Annotated in this window: 16 protein-coding genes; 7 read left to right on the top strand and 9 right to left on the bottom strand. The window is 68.1% G+C overall.

Annotation, left to right across the window (positions count from 1 at the left end):
• Positions 1-17: 17 nt before the first annotated feature.
• Together AC5P98_RS18765 and AC5P98_RS18760 are read right to left on the bottom strand one after the other, a co-directional pair.
• On the bottom strand, positions 18-587 hold the full coding sequence (locus AC5P98_RS18765) for a FapB/FapC family functional amyloid domain-containing protein (protein WP_049403937.1): 570 nt from the start codon (positions 585-587) through the stop codon (positions 18-20).
• Between the two features lie 44 nt (positions 588-631).
• Positions 632-1,162 (bottom strand): FapA family amyloid fibril periplasmic chaperone, encoded by a 531-nt coding sequence (locus AC5P98_RS18760; RefSeq protein ID WP_032957577.1) that lies wholly within the window; start codon positions 1,160-1,162, stop codon positions 632-634.
• A 397-nt stretch (positions 1,163-1,559) separates the two neighbouring features.
• On the opposite strand from AC5P98_RS18760, the gene AC5P98_RS18755 reads away from it, so the two are divergent.
• Entirely contained in the window at positions 1,560-2,915 is a 1,356-nt protein-coding gene (locus AC5P98_RS18755) for a sigma-54 interaction domain-containing protein (RefSeq protein ID WP_495230147.1), read from the top strand.
• Here the strand turns inward: AC5P98_RS18755 and AC5P98_RS18750 are convergent, their stop codons facing one another.
• The 4 genes from AC5P98_RS18750 to AC5P98_RS18735 all read right to left on the bottom strand — a co-directional run bounded on the left by AC5P98_RS18750 (position 2,916) and on the right by AC5P98_RS18735 (position 5,740).
• Positions 2,916-3,224: a DUF6958 family protein gene (locus AC5P98_RS18750; RefSeq protein WP_046430794.1), complete on the bottom strand. Its 309-nt coding sequence runs from the start codon at positions 3,222-3,224 to the stop codon at positions 2,916-2,918.
• On the bottom strand, positions 3,217-3,759 hold the full coding sequence (locus AC5P98_RS18745; RefSeq protein ID WP_049403927.1) for a GFA family protein: 543 nt from the start codon (positions 3,757-3,759) through the stop codon (positions 3,217-3,219). The genes AC5P98_RS18750 and AC5P98_RS18745 overlap by 8 nt, the downstream gene beginning before the upstream one ends.
• Before the next feature lie 62 nt (positions 3,760-3,821).
• The gene (locus tag AC5P98_RS18740; protein WP_049403928.1) at positions 3,822-4,703 is read right to left on the bottom strand and encodes a TolB family protein; all 882 of its coding nucleotides are present in this window, start codon (positions 4,701-4,703) and stop codon (positions 3,822-3,824) included.
• Complete coding sequence (locus AC5P98_RS18735; protein ID WP_049403930.1) at positions 4,700-5,740, bottom strand: hypothetical protein; 1,041 nt, start codon at positions 5,738-5,740, stop codon at positions 4,700-4,702. Before AC5P98_RS18735 ends, AC5P98_RS18740 begins: the two co-directional genes overlap by 4 nt.
• A gap of 91 nt (positions 5,741-5,831) precedes the next feature.
• Between AC5P98_RS18735 and AC5P98_RS18730 the strand changes: the two genes are divergently transcribed.
• Genes AC5P98_RS18730 through AC5P98_RS18715 form a run of 4 tightly spaced genes read left to right on the top strand, consistent with a single transcriptional unit; the run spans position 5,832 to position 7,879 of the window.
• The gene (locus AC5P98_RS18730; RefSeq protein WP_032957569.1) at positions 5,832-6,758 is read left to right on the top strand and encodes a LysR substrate-binding domain-containing protein; all 927 of its coding nucleotides are present in this window, start codon (positions 5,832-5,834) and stop codon (positions 6,756-6,758) included.
• Positions 6,755-7,216, top strand: coding sequence for a helix-turn-helix domain-containing protein (locus AC5P98_RS18725; RefSeq protein ID WP_014647242.1), 462 nt, complete (start codon positions 6,755-6,757; stop codon positions 7,214-7,216). Before AC5P98_RS18730 ends, AC5P98_RS18725 begins: the two co-directional genes overlap by 4 nt.
• A gap of 10 nt (positions 7,217-7,226) precedes the next feature.
• Positions 7,227-7,652 carry a VOC family protein gene (locus AC5P98_RS18720; RefSeq protein ID WP_049403934.1) on the top strand — a complete coding sequence of 142 codons (426 nt, stop codon included), beginning with the start codon at positions 7,227-7,229 and terminating at the stop codon, positions 7,650-7,652.
• Complete coding sequence (locus tag AC5P98_RS18715) at positions 7,649-7,879, top strand: hypothetical protein (protein WP_032957563.1); 231 nt, start codon at positions 7,649-7,651, stop codon at positions 7,877-7,879. Before AC5P98_RS18720 ends, AC5P98_RS18715 begins: the two co-directional genes overlap by 4 nt.
• Before the next feature lie 7 nt (positions 7,880-7,886).
• On the opposite strand, the gene AC5P98_RS18710 is transcribed toward AC5P98_RS18715, so the two are convergent.
• Positions 7,887-8,582 carry an HAD family hydrolase gene (locus tag AC5P98_RS18710; protein WP_495230146.1) on the bottom strand — a complete coding sequence of 232 codons (696 nt, stop codon included), beginning with the start codon at positions 8,580-8,582 and terminating at the stop codon, positions 7,887-7,889.
• 179 nt (positions 8,583-8,761) lie between these two features.
• Between AC5P98_RS18710 and AC5P98_RS18705 the strand changes: the two genes are divergently transcribed.
• Positions 8,762-9,619: a hypothetical protein gene (locus tag AC5P98_RS18705; protein WP_234413157.1), complete on the top strand. Its 858-nt coding sequence runs from the start codon at positions 8,762-8,764 to the stop codon at positions 9,617-9,619.
• An 18-nt stretch (positions 9,620-9,637) separates the two neighbouring features.
• Here the strand turns inward: AC5P98_RS18705 and AC5P98_RS18700 are convergent, their stop codons facing one another.
• Both AC5P98_RS18700 and AC5P98_RS18695 read right to left on the bottom strand, forming a co-directional pair.
• Positions 9,638-10,378 carry a DNA/RNA non-specific endonuclease gene (locus tag AC5P98_RS18700; protein WP_032957559.1) on the bottom strand — a complete coding sequence of 247 codons (741 nt, stop codon included), beginning with the start codon at positions 10,376-10,378 and terminating at the stop codon, positions 9,638-9,640.
• 334 nt (positions 10,379-10,712) lie between these two features.
• The gene (locus AC5P98_RS18695) at positions 10,713-11,726 is read right to left on the bottom strand and encodes a DUF4034 domain-containing protein (protein ID WP_049406583.1); all 1,014 of its coding nucleotides are present in this window, start codon (positions 11,724-11,726) and stop codon (positions 10,713-10,715) included.
• 160 nt (positions 11,727-11,886) lie between these two features.
• Here AC5P98_RS18695 and AC5P98_RS18690 point away from each other — a divergent pair, with 160 nt between their 5' ends.
• Entirely contained in the window at positions 11,887-13,461 is a 1,575-nt protein-coding gene (locus tag AC5P98_RS18690) for a S15 peptidase family protein (protein ID WP_049406581.1), read from the top strand.
• Positions 13,462-13,485 lie beyond the last annotated feature (24 nt).

Raw genomic sequence — 13,485 nt, 5'->3', positions numbered from 1 at the left:
CATCGGTTGGGTGGTTGTCACGGGCGGTCCTGCACGACCAGGCCCAGCACATTGGCCGTGTCGTTGCCGCTGCCCGCGATCTGATTGAGTTGCAGGACCCCGTCGAATCCCCGCAGCGCGGTGCTGGTGACACCGGCGCTGCGGGTGCCGGTCGCGACGCCGCGACCGGCGTCGTCCCGCCCCCCTGCCAACGCGGAACCTTCGGCGGCCAAGGCCGTATCGTCGGATTCGCGTATGCCCTGTCGGGCCAGCGTCGCGCTGACGACGTTGAGCGTCGTGTTGGCGATGCCGCTGGCCTGGTTGATGGATGCGATGCCGCTGGCACCGGCCAGCGCGTTGCCGTCGATGACGGAGGTGGCGTGCGCCGGTGCGCTCAGCACGCGGTTGCCGGCCCGCAGTTGCCGGTTGCCGATCAACACGTCGGCGCGTTCGCCGGTGGCGATGCCATGCAGGTTGGCCTGCAGGTTGAGGTCACCGGCCGCCTGGTTCAACGCGATGGCGCCGTTTGCACCCGCCAGGGCGTGACCGTCGATGCGGGCCACGTCGAGGTAGGCGAGCATGCCGCTGTAGTCGTCGGCCTGCGCCATCAACGGCGTGGCAAACAGGACCAGCAGCAGCCAACGTGCCCGCTTCACTTGCCACCTGCCGGGGCCGGGCCCTGCAACGGGAACTGGGCGAGCGCGCCGCGCACGGTATCGCCGATGCCGCGGGTGCTGTTCCCGACCGCGCCCAGTGGGCCACCCAGTGCGCCACCGAGGCTGCTGCCGAGCATGCCGTCACTGCTGCGTCCCAGCGTGCCGCCCAGGGCCTGCTGGGCGACCCGTTCGACGGTGGTGCCCGTGGGGGTCGCGGTCGCAGCCGTGTGCCCCGCCCCCATGCCGGCATAGTCCTCATCGCTCAGCTCGTCCATCGCGTTTGCCGGGGTACCCGCACCGAGCGCCGTCGCAATCTCGCGCTGCGGTTTCGGGTCGGCGATCAGCGCCATGCCCGGGGGCGCCATGCGATAGGCCGGCCGCGCGGCCACATCCCGCAACAGGACGATTTCGCCCGGTTGTGCCTTCACGCCCTGGCGGGCACCGGAGGCAGAGGCGCCCGCAGCGCCCGACAGCAGGGCCACGGCCAGCATTGCCAGCAGGCCGCGAATGGGGGTGATGCCGTCCATGCGGATCTCCCGTGATGGGTGCGGCGGAACCACGCATCAACCGTGCCAACCCTGAAAGGCTTGGCCGCCAGGGGGGCGGGCACTGGCAGGCGTGGGGCGTTGCTGCCATGTCGTTACAGCAGCGTGGGAAAAATGTTGGGATTGCGCAGCGCCAAGCGCCGCAGGGCAAGGCGGGCGCCCGACTGTCGCACGGGTGTTACAGGTGCCGCCGCGGACTGTAACGATGCCGCTTCAGCCAGTGCTTTCTTGACGCGCCGCTCATTGCGCCGCCATTTAGCGCAGCGCTAGGATCCGCGCAACAAAGGCCGCCGCGGTGGCCGTAGAGGTCCCGGCGGAGGGGCGGCACGCCGGTGATTGCCTGACAGTCCGCCAACGGTGTCCGGATGCTGGGGGAAGCATGGCAGCGGTCCCGGAGGCTTCTGCGTCACGATGCGTGCTCTGGTTCGGCGAGCCGCTGGCGAACGAGCGCAGCGCGCTGGCGGCCGCAGGCTGGTACGTGCGTCGCATCCATCCCGACCCGGCGATGGCCATCGGCCTGCGCGGGCGCGACCGGCTGCTCGCCGTGCTGGATCTTCGCCATCTGGATGCGCCGGCCCTGCAATTGCTGGCGCCGTGGATCGAACAGCACGCGCATCTGACGTGGCTGGCGGTGCTGCCGCCTGGCGCAGGGCCCACGCCTGCAGCGTGGCCGCCCTTGTTGCAGCGTTGCATCTCGCGGTTCACGCTTCCTTTCGGCCTGCAGGACCTGGTGGCGGCGATGCGCCAGCAGTTCGACGCGGAGGATCCTCCTGCCGACGAAGTGTGCGGCGGGCAGGGGCCGCGCGCATTGATCGGCGAGAGTCCTGTGCTGCATGCGGTGCGCACCGTACTGCACAAGTTCGCGCCGGTCGATCTGCCGGTGCTGGTCACCGGCGAGACCGGCACCGGCAAGGAGTTGGCGGCACATGCACTGCACGCGTTGTCCGGCCGTGCAGGCAAGCCGTTCATCGCGGTCAACTGCGGTGCCATCCCTGCGAACCTGGTGCAGTCGGAGCTGTTCGGCCACGAGCGTGGCTCGTTCACCGGTGCCGACAAGCGCCAGATCGGCGTATTCGAGGCCGCATCCGGCGGAACCGTGTTCCTTGACGAGGTGGGCGACCTGCCGGCCGAAGCGCAGACCAGCCTGTTGCGCGTGCTGCAGGAAGGTACGTTCGAGCGGGTCGGCAGCAGCCAGCCGCTGCGGGCGGACGTGCGTGTACTGGCTGCCACCCATGTGGAACTGGAGCACGCGGTGGCGCAGGTGCGGTTCCGCAGCGATCTCTACTATCGCCTCAACGTGCTGCGCCTGCTGATGCCACCGCTGCGCGAGCGCGGCGCTGATGTGCAGCTGCTGGCGGAGCATTTCCTGCGCTGCTTCCGCCTGCGCCACAGCGTGCGTGCACGTGGCTTTGCACCCGCTGCGCTGCAGGCGATGCGGCGTTTCGAATGGCCCGGCAACGTGCGCGAACTGCTGAACCGGGTGCAGCGGGCGGCGATCATGGCCGAAGGCGAGCTGATCAGCGAGCGTGACCTCGAACTGGGAGGGCGCGTGCATGCGCCGCCGGGGGCGGTGCTGCACGATGCCCGCGGCCAGGCCGAACGTGATGTGCTGCTGCAGACGCTGCGGCAGACCGGCTACAACGTCTCCGAGTGCGCGCGGCAGATGCAGATCTCGCGGGTGACCGTGTATCGGCTGTGCCGCAAGCATCGGCTGGAGCTGCCGGCGCAGCGCTGATCAGCCGGCCGGCACGTGCTTGAACAGGCGCAGTGGCGTGCCTGGAAGACGCTCGATCACGCCCTTGGCCTCCAGGTCCAGCTGCACGGCTTTCAGCCACCAACCGGCCGTGGCGCCTTGCGGAAACAGCGATGCGGGCAGGTGCGGCAACAGCGCCTGCTTCGCCTGCGCCACCGTCATCCCGCGAGGTTGCCTGGGCAAGGCACGCAGCAGGGCCGCGCGCATGGCCATGTACTTGGCGCGATCCACGCGCTGGATGTGCCCGGGCGTGGTGATGCTCTCGATCTCGATCCGCTCGGGCTCAGGCATGGCTGTCTCCCGTGATCTCGATGCGTGGGCTGCGGAAGCCCATGGAGATCCACGCCTTCAACAGCCGGGCATAGAACCGCAGCGAGTGGGTCTTCAGGTTGGGCACATCGCCGGGAAGGACAGACGCGTCGGGAAGATCGTTGACCATCGTCCGCATCTCCACGGCGGGGCGTATCGCGTCCGGCCACAACAGCCCATACAGGCTCAGCCAATGGCCACCGCTGAACTCCAGGAAGAGCGGCGTATTGCAGCAGCCCGCCACGACGCGGCGGCTGCCGGCCGTGCTGGACAACCGCCACGCGTGCAGCCGGGAATGCCCGGCATCGATGCGGACGCGATCCTTGCGCTGCATTACGAAATGCGTCTGGCCCTGAGGCCCCAGCACCTGCGGTGCGCCGGGCATCGCCTGCATCCGGGCGCCGGCCCTGCGGCAGCTGTCGCAGCAGCATTCGACGCTGGCGATGGGGCTGCCGGTGGTGGTCAGGCGGACCTGGCCGCAGGCGCAGGCAAGGGACTGTTGGGAAGGCATCTGCATTTTCTCCTGGGGTACTCAACCTCTCGACGAACGGGCGCGTGGGAAATCGACACCCACTGCCTTCAGGGCGGCATCATCCGGTAGCGGACGCGGTACAGGTCCAGTCCCTCACCACCGGCGCGTCGCGCCGAGTAGGTCAGCGTGTCGCGGCGCGAGCCATCCAGCATCGCGCCGTAGCTGTCGCCGCTGGGCGCGTTCACGGGCGATGGCAAAGCATGGCCTGCGTCATAGCGGCCTCCACGTTCGTAGGCAATGAACTGGCGCACCGGTGCACTGCCGAAGTCCTGGGCGCGGGCAAATACCACCGTTCGGCCGTCGCCCAGGAAGGTGGCATCGAACTCCTGCGCTGCGGTATTGAGGTCTCCCGCCAGCGGCCGTGCCGGCTGCGCGACGCCGCCGATCATCGCCGCGCTGTAGAGGTCATGGCCGCCAGCACCGCCCGCACGATCGCTGGAGAACAACAGCGTACGACCGTCGGGCGAGAGCATCGGCGCGAACTCATCGGCCGCGCTGTTCACTGCGGGGCCAAGATTGACTGGCTCCCCGAATCGACCGTCGCTCCCCATGCTGACCCGATACAGATCGTCACCGCCCCGGCCGCCTGCGCGGTCCGAGCAGAAATACACCACGCGCCCATCTGCGGAAAATGCGGGATCGAAGTCGCGCCCCGGCGTGTTGAACGGCACTGGCGTGGCCGGCCGCCAGCGGTCACCTTCGCGGTGCGAGATCCAGATGTCGTAGCCCCCAGCCCCCCCCGGCCGGTTGCGGCTGAACCACAGGGCGGTATTGCCGTCCGGACTCAGGGTCAGCCGGATCTCGTCATGCTGTGTGGAGGCAATGCCGGGGGCGAACCGCTCGGCGGGGCCGATGATCCGCAGCACCACGGGCGGGGAGGGCACGGGCAATGCCGATGCCAGCAGCATCACGGCCAGAAGCGCCTTCATGCCTGTCGCTCGAAGTCGCTGACCCAGTTGGTTTCCCAACTGCGTCCACCATCGGCGGAGGCCGCCTGTTCCCAGCGCGCCGAACGCGGGGTGATGCGTGACCAGATCACCCGCGTCTGGATCGCCCGTCCCTCGTGCTGGTCCTCGCCGAAGAAGCGGCCGACACCGGCCTCGAATCCCCCACGCAGTGGCGCGCCGATCCGGGTCGGCGCGCGGCCATCCAGCCACCAGCTCAGCCAGTGCCGCTCGGCCGCATTCCAGGCGCGGATGCCCATGCCGCGCAGCGGTGCTCCAGGCACGTCCATCAGGTTGTCGCCCACGTTGCCGAATCCGCCCAGTACCGGCCAGTTGTGCAGGGTGCCGTTGAACGCGTCCCACGCATCGCTGCCTGCCAGCCGAGCCCGCAGGCGGCGATGGCGCACGTTCCAATGGCCCACCAGGAAATCAAAATCGCCCGGTGCATCCGGCAGCTTCGGAAGCGGAGTGGGGATCGCAGCAGTGCGGCGGAACCAGTTGCGCCAGTTCACTTCCCAATGGGCACCGGCATCGTCGGAGAACGCCTGCTCCCACCACGGCTCATCGCCGTGGATGTCATGCCAGCGGAACCAGACCTCGATGGGGCGTCCCTCGAAGTCATCGCGACCACGGAAGCTGCCGCCATCGCCTGCGAAGGCGCCGCGCACGGGCGCTTCGATATGGGCAGGGGTGCGCCCATCGATCCACCAGATCGACCAGGTGGAAGACACCGGATCGAAGGCACGCACGCCCAGGCCCCTGTAGGGGCCCGAAGGCAGTGCCATGACGTTGTCATCGATGGTGCCGAGCCCGCCCAGGGTGAGCCAGACCGCACTGGCGCCGGTGAAGGCGTCCCAGCGGGTATCGCCCACCAGGCGCTCCTTCAGGCGTTGGTGCCGGACCTGCCAGTTGCCCTGCAACCATTTCCAGTCTGCGCTGGGGCTGGCCAGGGCCCACCCGGAGGGCAGGGCGGTGGACGCTGCCGTGGCGGCCAGGGTGGCCAGGAACTGCCGTCGATCCATGTGCGTGATCCCTTGCCGGAGGTGCCTCCATCGTTGCGCGTGCGAGGGGGATTGACCACGCGGAAATCGGGGCTCAGGCTAAGCCACACTTATGGTGACCCAACGTCAGCTGCCATCGCTTGTCGCCATCCGCGCCTTCGAGGCGGCGGCACGGCTGGGCAGTTTCGCCCGCGCCGCCGAGGAGCTCGATACCAGTGCGGCATCGGTGAGTTACCACGTGCGCCGGCTGGAGGCCCAGACCGGGACCTGCCTGTTCCTGCGCCACGCCCAGCATGTGGAATTGACCGCCGCCGGTGCGAGCGTCGCAGTGGAGGCCACCCGGGCCTTCGACGCGCTGCGCGCCAGTTTCATGCGCGCCGCTGACATGGATGCGGCACGACTGCGCCTGTCCGTTCTGCCGACGCTGGGCACCAGCTGGTTGACGCCGCGCCTGGGCAGTTTCCGCGCGCGCCATCGAAGCATCGTGCTGGAACTGGACCTGTCGGCAGAGCCGCAGGACCTGGCCGCCGGGCGTTTCGATGCCGCCATCCGCAACGGGCATGGTGCGTGGCCCGGGCTGCAGGCCACGCCCCTGTTCCCCAGCATTTTCACTCCGCTGTGCGCGCCAGCGCTGCTGCCGGCGGCAGACGGGCTCGGTCGGCGGGCGTTGGAGGTTCCACTGCTCGGCAGGCCTGACTGGTGGGCGCTGTGGTTTTCCGCACATGGTGCTGTTCGGCCACCGGACCCGGAGAGCTTCGTCACCCCCTTTGCGATGGAGCATCTGGATGTCGGTGCTGCCATTGCCGGGCAGGGCATCGCCATCGGCTCGCCGATCCTGTTCCAGGCCGAACTGGACAGTGGGCGCCTGGTGCAGGCACATCCCGGTGTGGCCAGCGACGGGCGTGGTTTCTGGTTCGTGGCACCGACGGCGCGCAGCCGCAGCGCCAAGGTCATCGCATTCGGTGACTGGCTGGGCGAGCAGGCCGCGCAGGCCAGGCGTGCGTCGCGACATCATCTGGCACACGCGGTGACGCCATGAACCAGAGCCCGGAACTGTTGCGGCGCCTGCTGCGTGCCAAGGACCGGATGGACCACGCCAGTCACGAGGACTGGCCGGTGGCCCGCCTGGCCGAGGTCAGTGCGGTATCGCCTGCGCATTTCGCGCGTTCGTTCAAGCAGGCATTCGGCCTGCCGCCGCACCGCTACCTGCTCAGCCGCCGCATCGAACGGGCCGTGGCGATGCTGCGTGACACCGAGCTGCCGGTCACCGAGATCGCCGCGCAGACCGGCTGGAGCAGCCTGGGCACCTTCGGGCGCATCTTTCGTGACATCACCGGCGACAGCCCGGGCAATGTGCGCCAGCGCGAGCGCGCCGGCGAGGCGACGCCGGCCAGCGTGCCGGAATGCCACGCACGTGCCGCGCAGCGACCGGACCTGAACATCGCAGTTTTGGAGAAGCGCCGCCGCGAGGCGGTTGCTAACGTGGATCCCACCTGAGGGAGGTCCCATGACAAACACTGTGAACACGGTCGGCCTGTATGTGCGCGACCAGGATGAGGCGCTCGCGTTCTACGTCGGCACGCTCGGCTTCGAAGTGCATACCGACGTGCGCAATGGCAGCTACCGCTGGCTGACGGTGCGCAGCCCCGGCCAGGACGGATTCCAGCTGGGCCTGTTCGTGCCCGGTCCGCCCACCCACGATGCGGCCACCGCGCAGGCGCTGCAGCAGCTGGTGGCCAAGGGCGCAATGCCGCCGCTGGTGCTGGCCGTGGATGACTGCCAGGCGCGCTACACGCAATGGCTGGCGCAGGGCGTGGAGTTCACCCAGGAGCCGGTCGAACGCTACGGCGCCATCGATGCGGGGTTCCGCGACCCGTCCGGCAATGGCTGGAAGATGATCGAAGCGCGCTCCGAAGCGAGGCACCGTCAATGAGCCGCGGTGGCTGGGCGCGGCCCGTACATCGCTGGACCTCGATCGTCTTCACCCTGGCGGTGATCGCCAACTTCGTCGTCCGCGGGTTGGGGCAGGGCGAGCCTGCAGCGTGGATCACCTATTCGCCGCTGCCGCCACTGTTCCTGCAGCTGTTCACCGGCCTGTACCTGTTCGTGCTGCATTACGCCGGGAAACGCCGCGGCGCCGCGCTGGGCGCTGCGGGCTGAGGCCGCCTCAGGCGGCTGCGTCGGCGGCGTAGGCCGCCAGCACTGCCGGCAGCTGCTCCATGCGCTGGAAGATCACCTTCGCGCCCGCAGCGCGCAGGGCCTCCGGCGTGCTGTGGTGCGGGCCGCCCTCGCTGAAACCAAACACGGCCGCACCTGCCGCGACGCCGGCGGTGGCGCCGGTCACGGTGTCTTCGATCACCGCGCAGCGCTTCGGGTCCACGCCCAGCGCTGCGGCGGCGGCCAGATAGACATCCGGGTGAGGCTTGGTGTTCGGCATGTCCTGGCCACTGAACACATGGGCACCGAAGGCATCAAGGATGCCGACCTTGCCCAGCTGCAGCTTCACCTTGAACAGGTCGGCACCGGAGGCGCAGGCAATCCGCCCGCCGGTGGCCGCGGCAATCGCACGCACGGCCTCGGGCGCCCCCTGGATCGCCTCTAGGTCCTGCTCCAGCGCACGGTTGCGCTGCTGGCGGAATTCCTCCAGCCATTGCTCGGTGAACGGCTTGCCGGTGCGCTCTGCGATCAGCCCGGCCAGATGAGCCACGGATTGGCCGAGGAAGACCTCGCCCGCCTGCGCCGGGGTCAGCGGCCAGCCGCGTGCGGTCAGCATTTCCGAGAGCACACGGGCCACCAGCGGCTCGGAATCGACCAGTACGCCGTCGCAGTCGAACAGCACGGCATCGAAGGGGAAACGGGACATCTACTACTCCGGGAACAGCCAAAGGGGCGACGTGCCCGCCATTTTCCCATAGCGGGTCGAGCGGGGCACGCGGGCCACAGGAACGCTAGACTGCCAGGTCAGCCCGCCCAGCGCCTGCACGGGAATACGCCTTGAACCGATTGCGATCATTCTTCAGTGCGTACCCCATCAAGTTCGCGATGGCCGCCAAGCTTTACGTGCTCTGCCTGTATCTGCCCGTAGCCCTCCGCCTGGTCGAATTCGGGCGCCGTCTGGGCCCGCCCGAGGCCTCACGTGAAATCGGCTACGCGCTGGCTGAGCTCGGTTTCAGGCTGAGTCTCTTCGCCGGAGCGGCGGTACTGGTGTCGATGCTGCTGTTCGGGCGTCGCGGCGCGCTGCGGATCCGGCATCCGGTGATCGCTTCGGTCGCCTTTTTCGGGTTGCTGATCGTGCTTGATCGCGCCATGCGCATTCCGATGGCGCAGTTGCCGTTTCCAGTCTACAGCGTCGCAGCCATCAGTCTGATGCCGCTTGCGCATGCACTGGTCCTCACGCTGCTGGCCTTGGTGCCGGCGCTGCTGATGCAGCGGCGCATCCCTGCCGAGGGCGGGCACCATCACCTCATCAGTGCCAGCATCGCCGGCGCGGTGACGCTGGTGGCCGGCAGCTGCCTGCTTCCCATCCTGGTGGCGCAGCTGCCGGTGGGATTCTCGCCCGGCGAGTTCATCATGCCCGTTGCCGACGGCGCCGCGCAGCTGCAGATTGCGAGCCTGATCCTGCTGGTGGCCTGCGCGCTGGCCACGTTTGCCGGCCTATGGGCCGGCGCGCCGTCGCCGGAACCCGCATCGACGGCGCGCACGATGGTGGTGTCGCTGATCCTGCTTGCCACGGCGCTGCTGATCATCCTGGCCAGCATGGCTTATCTTCTGCGAGCGCTGTCCGCTGGGGCGCCGACGACAGGTCGCGGGCTTGTCGTTGCCACCGCCGTCGGCGCCGCAGTGCAGTTCCTGCTGGCCAGAGTGCTGGCGTCACGATGGCTGCGCGCACAGGCATCGTGACGTTCCTCTGCCCCCCGATCAGCCCAGGTCACACCCGGCCGGCTGCGGCCAGGTGGTGGCCGGCAGCATGTTTTTCAGCGAGGCCGGCGCGTTGATCGCCACGTAGCTGGCGCCCAGCAGTTCCTCCAGATCCGCAATCGTCACCAGGTAGTTGTCCAGGCTGCCCAGGTTGGCCTCGTTGGGGATGATCCAGCTGATCGCCTTGGCGGTTCCGGTGTTCGGGTCGCGGGTGATGATCGTCTTCCAGAAGAACTCCGGCGTCGGAATGCCATGGCTGGCCAGGAAATAATCGTTGGCGGCATCGCCGTAGACCACGCCACCGTAGACGTCCACCGGCGCGATGTCGCGGTAGCACTCGGCCACGTTCTCGGCCTTCACCCAGATGCCCTGGTTGAAGCTGGACACCTGCGGCACGATGTTGGTCATGTAGTTGGCGCGACGGATGTAGGTCGCGTCGTAATCCATGTGGTTGGACGTCACCAGATGGCCACGGTCATAGCCGGATTTGATGCTGGCGTAGGACGCGGTGCTGGTCTGGCCCAGGCAACCGGCCGGCAGGTCCGGGTCCTTGTAGAAGCTGGACGGCCGTGCGGCCGAACCGGTATCGGCGGTGAGCGTGTACTCGTAACGGGTGGCGCTGTGGATGCCGCAGTCGTAGGTGAGCACGAAGCCGCCCTTGTTGAGGGTGACTACCTGGGCCTGGGCTGCGCCGGCAAAGGCGCTGAGGACGAAGGCAAAGACGAAGCTTGCAAGGCGCATTGCGATTCTCCAGCAAAGAGTTCAGGACGCAGCTGCCCGCCACGACCAGGCCGGGCCTGTGTCATGTGAAGGCGTTGCGGATACGGGTGATGCGGAGTGCAGTAGAGCGAGGCCGCGATGAGGAGGCCCGGAGGGCCGCGCGGTGTCGCAAGCGTCACAAGCTGTCGTCTTTTGGTCAACGACGAGAACGCGAAGCTGTGACCGGGTGCAAGCACTGGTGATGTGTCAGATCACGCGGTCCGTGGCTGACATACGTACGTGCTAAGCACCCTGCAGGTGTGAAGTGCATGCTGGACCGCGCATCCTCCGCGGCCCGGTTCCGCACCGATTGGCTCTACAAGGAAGCCTCTTGCCCAGCATCCGGCGCCAGGCAGGCGGCCCTGCTTTGCTCGCTCGAGTCCGCAATGACCGCCTCGCTGAAACCACTTCGGCTCAAGTACAGGCGATTCCACCGATCCAGGGCATCGCCGTCACGCGCCCAACAGGCGTAGCGCGTAATGGTCTCCAGATTGTCGATGGTCGGGTAGCGCTGTGCGATTTCGTCCAGCCCCTGGCGCATCAGCGGCCAATCGGGTGTCGCCGCGCGGAAGTGATCGGCCGAATACGCGGTGGCTGACCAGTACAGCCGTGCGTAGCGCATGGCCCGCTTTTTCTTCGCGATACTGGCCATCGAGCGCCGTGCGAAGGCTTCCATCTTCTGTGCGCTGCCGCCCCAGGCCGGCGTGAAGTGCTGCAGGGCAATGAAGTGCAGCGGCTCGTAGTCGGGGAAGGCCTTCGCTGCACGGTCGACGAGCCTCAGTAGTTCTTCGTCATCCGCGCCCTCGCGCAGCGCGATCAGCACGCTCATCTCGTGCCAGAACGGGTCGCCGCCGGCAACGCCCTCATGCGATTGCAGGTAGGCCTGCGAAGCCGCGTTGTACTCATGGAACTGAGCCCAGTCTTCGGCATTGACGGTGTTGGCGTAACCATTTCCGCGGTAGCTCCAGGCCAGGTTGAGCGGAATCCGTGCAGTCATCAGGTGGGCTGCCGGCGACTTCGGCGCATGCTGAACCCAGCGCGCCGCCCAGGCCGACCAGCGGTTCCAGGCCTCCACCTCCTGCCGCGCCGTGCCGATTGCACGCGACATGCAGAGGTAGAAACGGCCCAGCCGGGATTCGCCGGCGGCGTTGAGCTCGCCCGTGCGGAGGCGCGCGGCCATCGCGTCCAGTGCCGGAAAGTCGTCGTTGGACATCAACTGCGCGATTTCGCTGCAGTCATCCGTGACGTCGGGGTCCCGGGCCGCCACGGCTGAAGGGGCGAACAGACTGGCCACGCTCAAGAGCGTGCCGACGAAGAGCGTCCTGCGCATCGGGGGGGCATCCTTGCATTGATGGGAGCCTGCGGAGGACCGCAGTGCCGCGAAGCATACCAAGGTGCGCTTTGCGCCATGCTGCGTCGCAAGGTGCCAGCCACCATTCGCACTGGTACGGTCCGACCCGTTGCACCACCACCGACGGGGAGAAACGACGATGCGCAAGCTTTTGCTGCTGTTGATCCTGCTGACCGGCCTGGCGCCCACCGCCTGGGCCGCCACGGTCAAGACCACCCATCGCACCATTCCCAGCTGGGATGGCACGCCTCTCGGGGCCTTCGTCATCGAGCCGCAGGATGCCGGCAGCGGGCGCTATCCGCTGCTGGTCATGCCCAGCAGCTGGGCGGTGCCCAGCGTGGAGTACGTGGGCGTGGCACAGTCGTTGGCGCAGCGCGGCTATGTGGTCATCAGCTACAGCTCGCGCGGCTTCTGGGAGTCGGGTGGCAGCATCGACATCGCCGGGCCCGCCACGGTCGAGGATGTCAGCGCGCTGATCGACTGGGCGCTGGACAACACCCGCGCCGATCCGGCCAGGATCGGGGTCTCGGGCATCTCCTATGGCGCCGGCACCAGCCTGTTGGCGGCGGCGCGCGACCCCCGCATCAAGGCCGTTGCCGCACTCAGTGGCTGGGCCGACCTGCAGGCGTCGCTGTACAGCCATGACACACCCAGCGCCCAGGGCATCGCCCTGCTGGTGGCGGCGGGCCTGGCCACCGGCCGCCCCGGCGCGGAGCTGGCCACCATCAACCGCAATGTGCTGGTCGGCAATTACCAGGGGGCGGTGGACTCGCTGCTGCCGGTGGCCGCACAGCGCAGCCCGGCCAGCAGCCTTGAAGAGATCAACGCCAACCAGCCGGCGGTATTCCTCGCCAATGCCTTCAATGACAGCCTGTTCCCGCCGGGCCAACTGGTCGATTTCTTCAACCGCCTGAAGGGGCCCAAGCAGCTGCAGTTGCGCCACGGCGACCATGCCCTCAACGAGGCCTTCGGTGCGTTCGGCATTCCCAATGAGGTCTATGTCGCCGTAGGCGACTGGTTCGACCACTACCTGAAGCGCGTGGACAATGGCATCGATCGCCAGGCAGCGGTGCAGCTGAAGTCGCAGAAGGGCAGCTGGAGCCGCTATCCGGACTGGCAGGCCACCAATGCGGGCGCCGTCAGCTACGGCCTGACCGCACCCTCCGGTTTGCTGCTGCCCACCGGCGGCCTGGCGGAGAACGGTGGCGCTACCGGCTGGAGCTACCGCATCGGCAGCGGGCTGCTGACGGCTGCCAATTCCGGCGTGGTGATGGCCTCCGGTGCACTGCAGATGATCAACCTGCCGCCCGGCGCCTATGTACCGTTCGTCGGCCGCAACGCCGCCGGCGTCTGGCAGGGCCCGATCTACTGGAGCGCACGTCGCCTGGATGGCGCACCGGAAGTGCGGGTGACGGTGACGCCCAGCCGCGCCAATACCACGCTGTATGCCTACCTGTATGCCGAAGACGTGCTGGGCAACGGCCAGCTGGTCAGCCACAAGCCCTACACCCTGCGCGGGGCCACGCCCGGCCAGCCGAAAACAATCGATCTCCGCCTGGAAGCCAGCAGCTGGAACCTCCCGGCCGGCAGCCGCCTGACCCTGGTGGTCGATACCGTGGACCTGCGCTATGCGGGCATCAGCCAGCTGGGCGGTGCGGTGACCTTCAGCTCACCGGCCAACGCGCCTTCGGTGCTGAAGGTGCCCCTGCATTGACGTGGCGCCGCGCCCGTTGCGGCG

It is taken from the genome of Stenotrophomonas sp. YJH_SMC_135, from assembly GCF_059372355.1.
The sequence above is the reverse complement of the archived record's forward strand: the minus strand, read 5'-3'. Positions and strand labels throughout refer to the sequence as shown.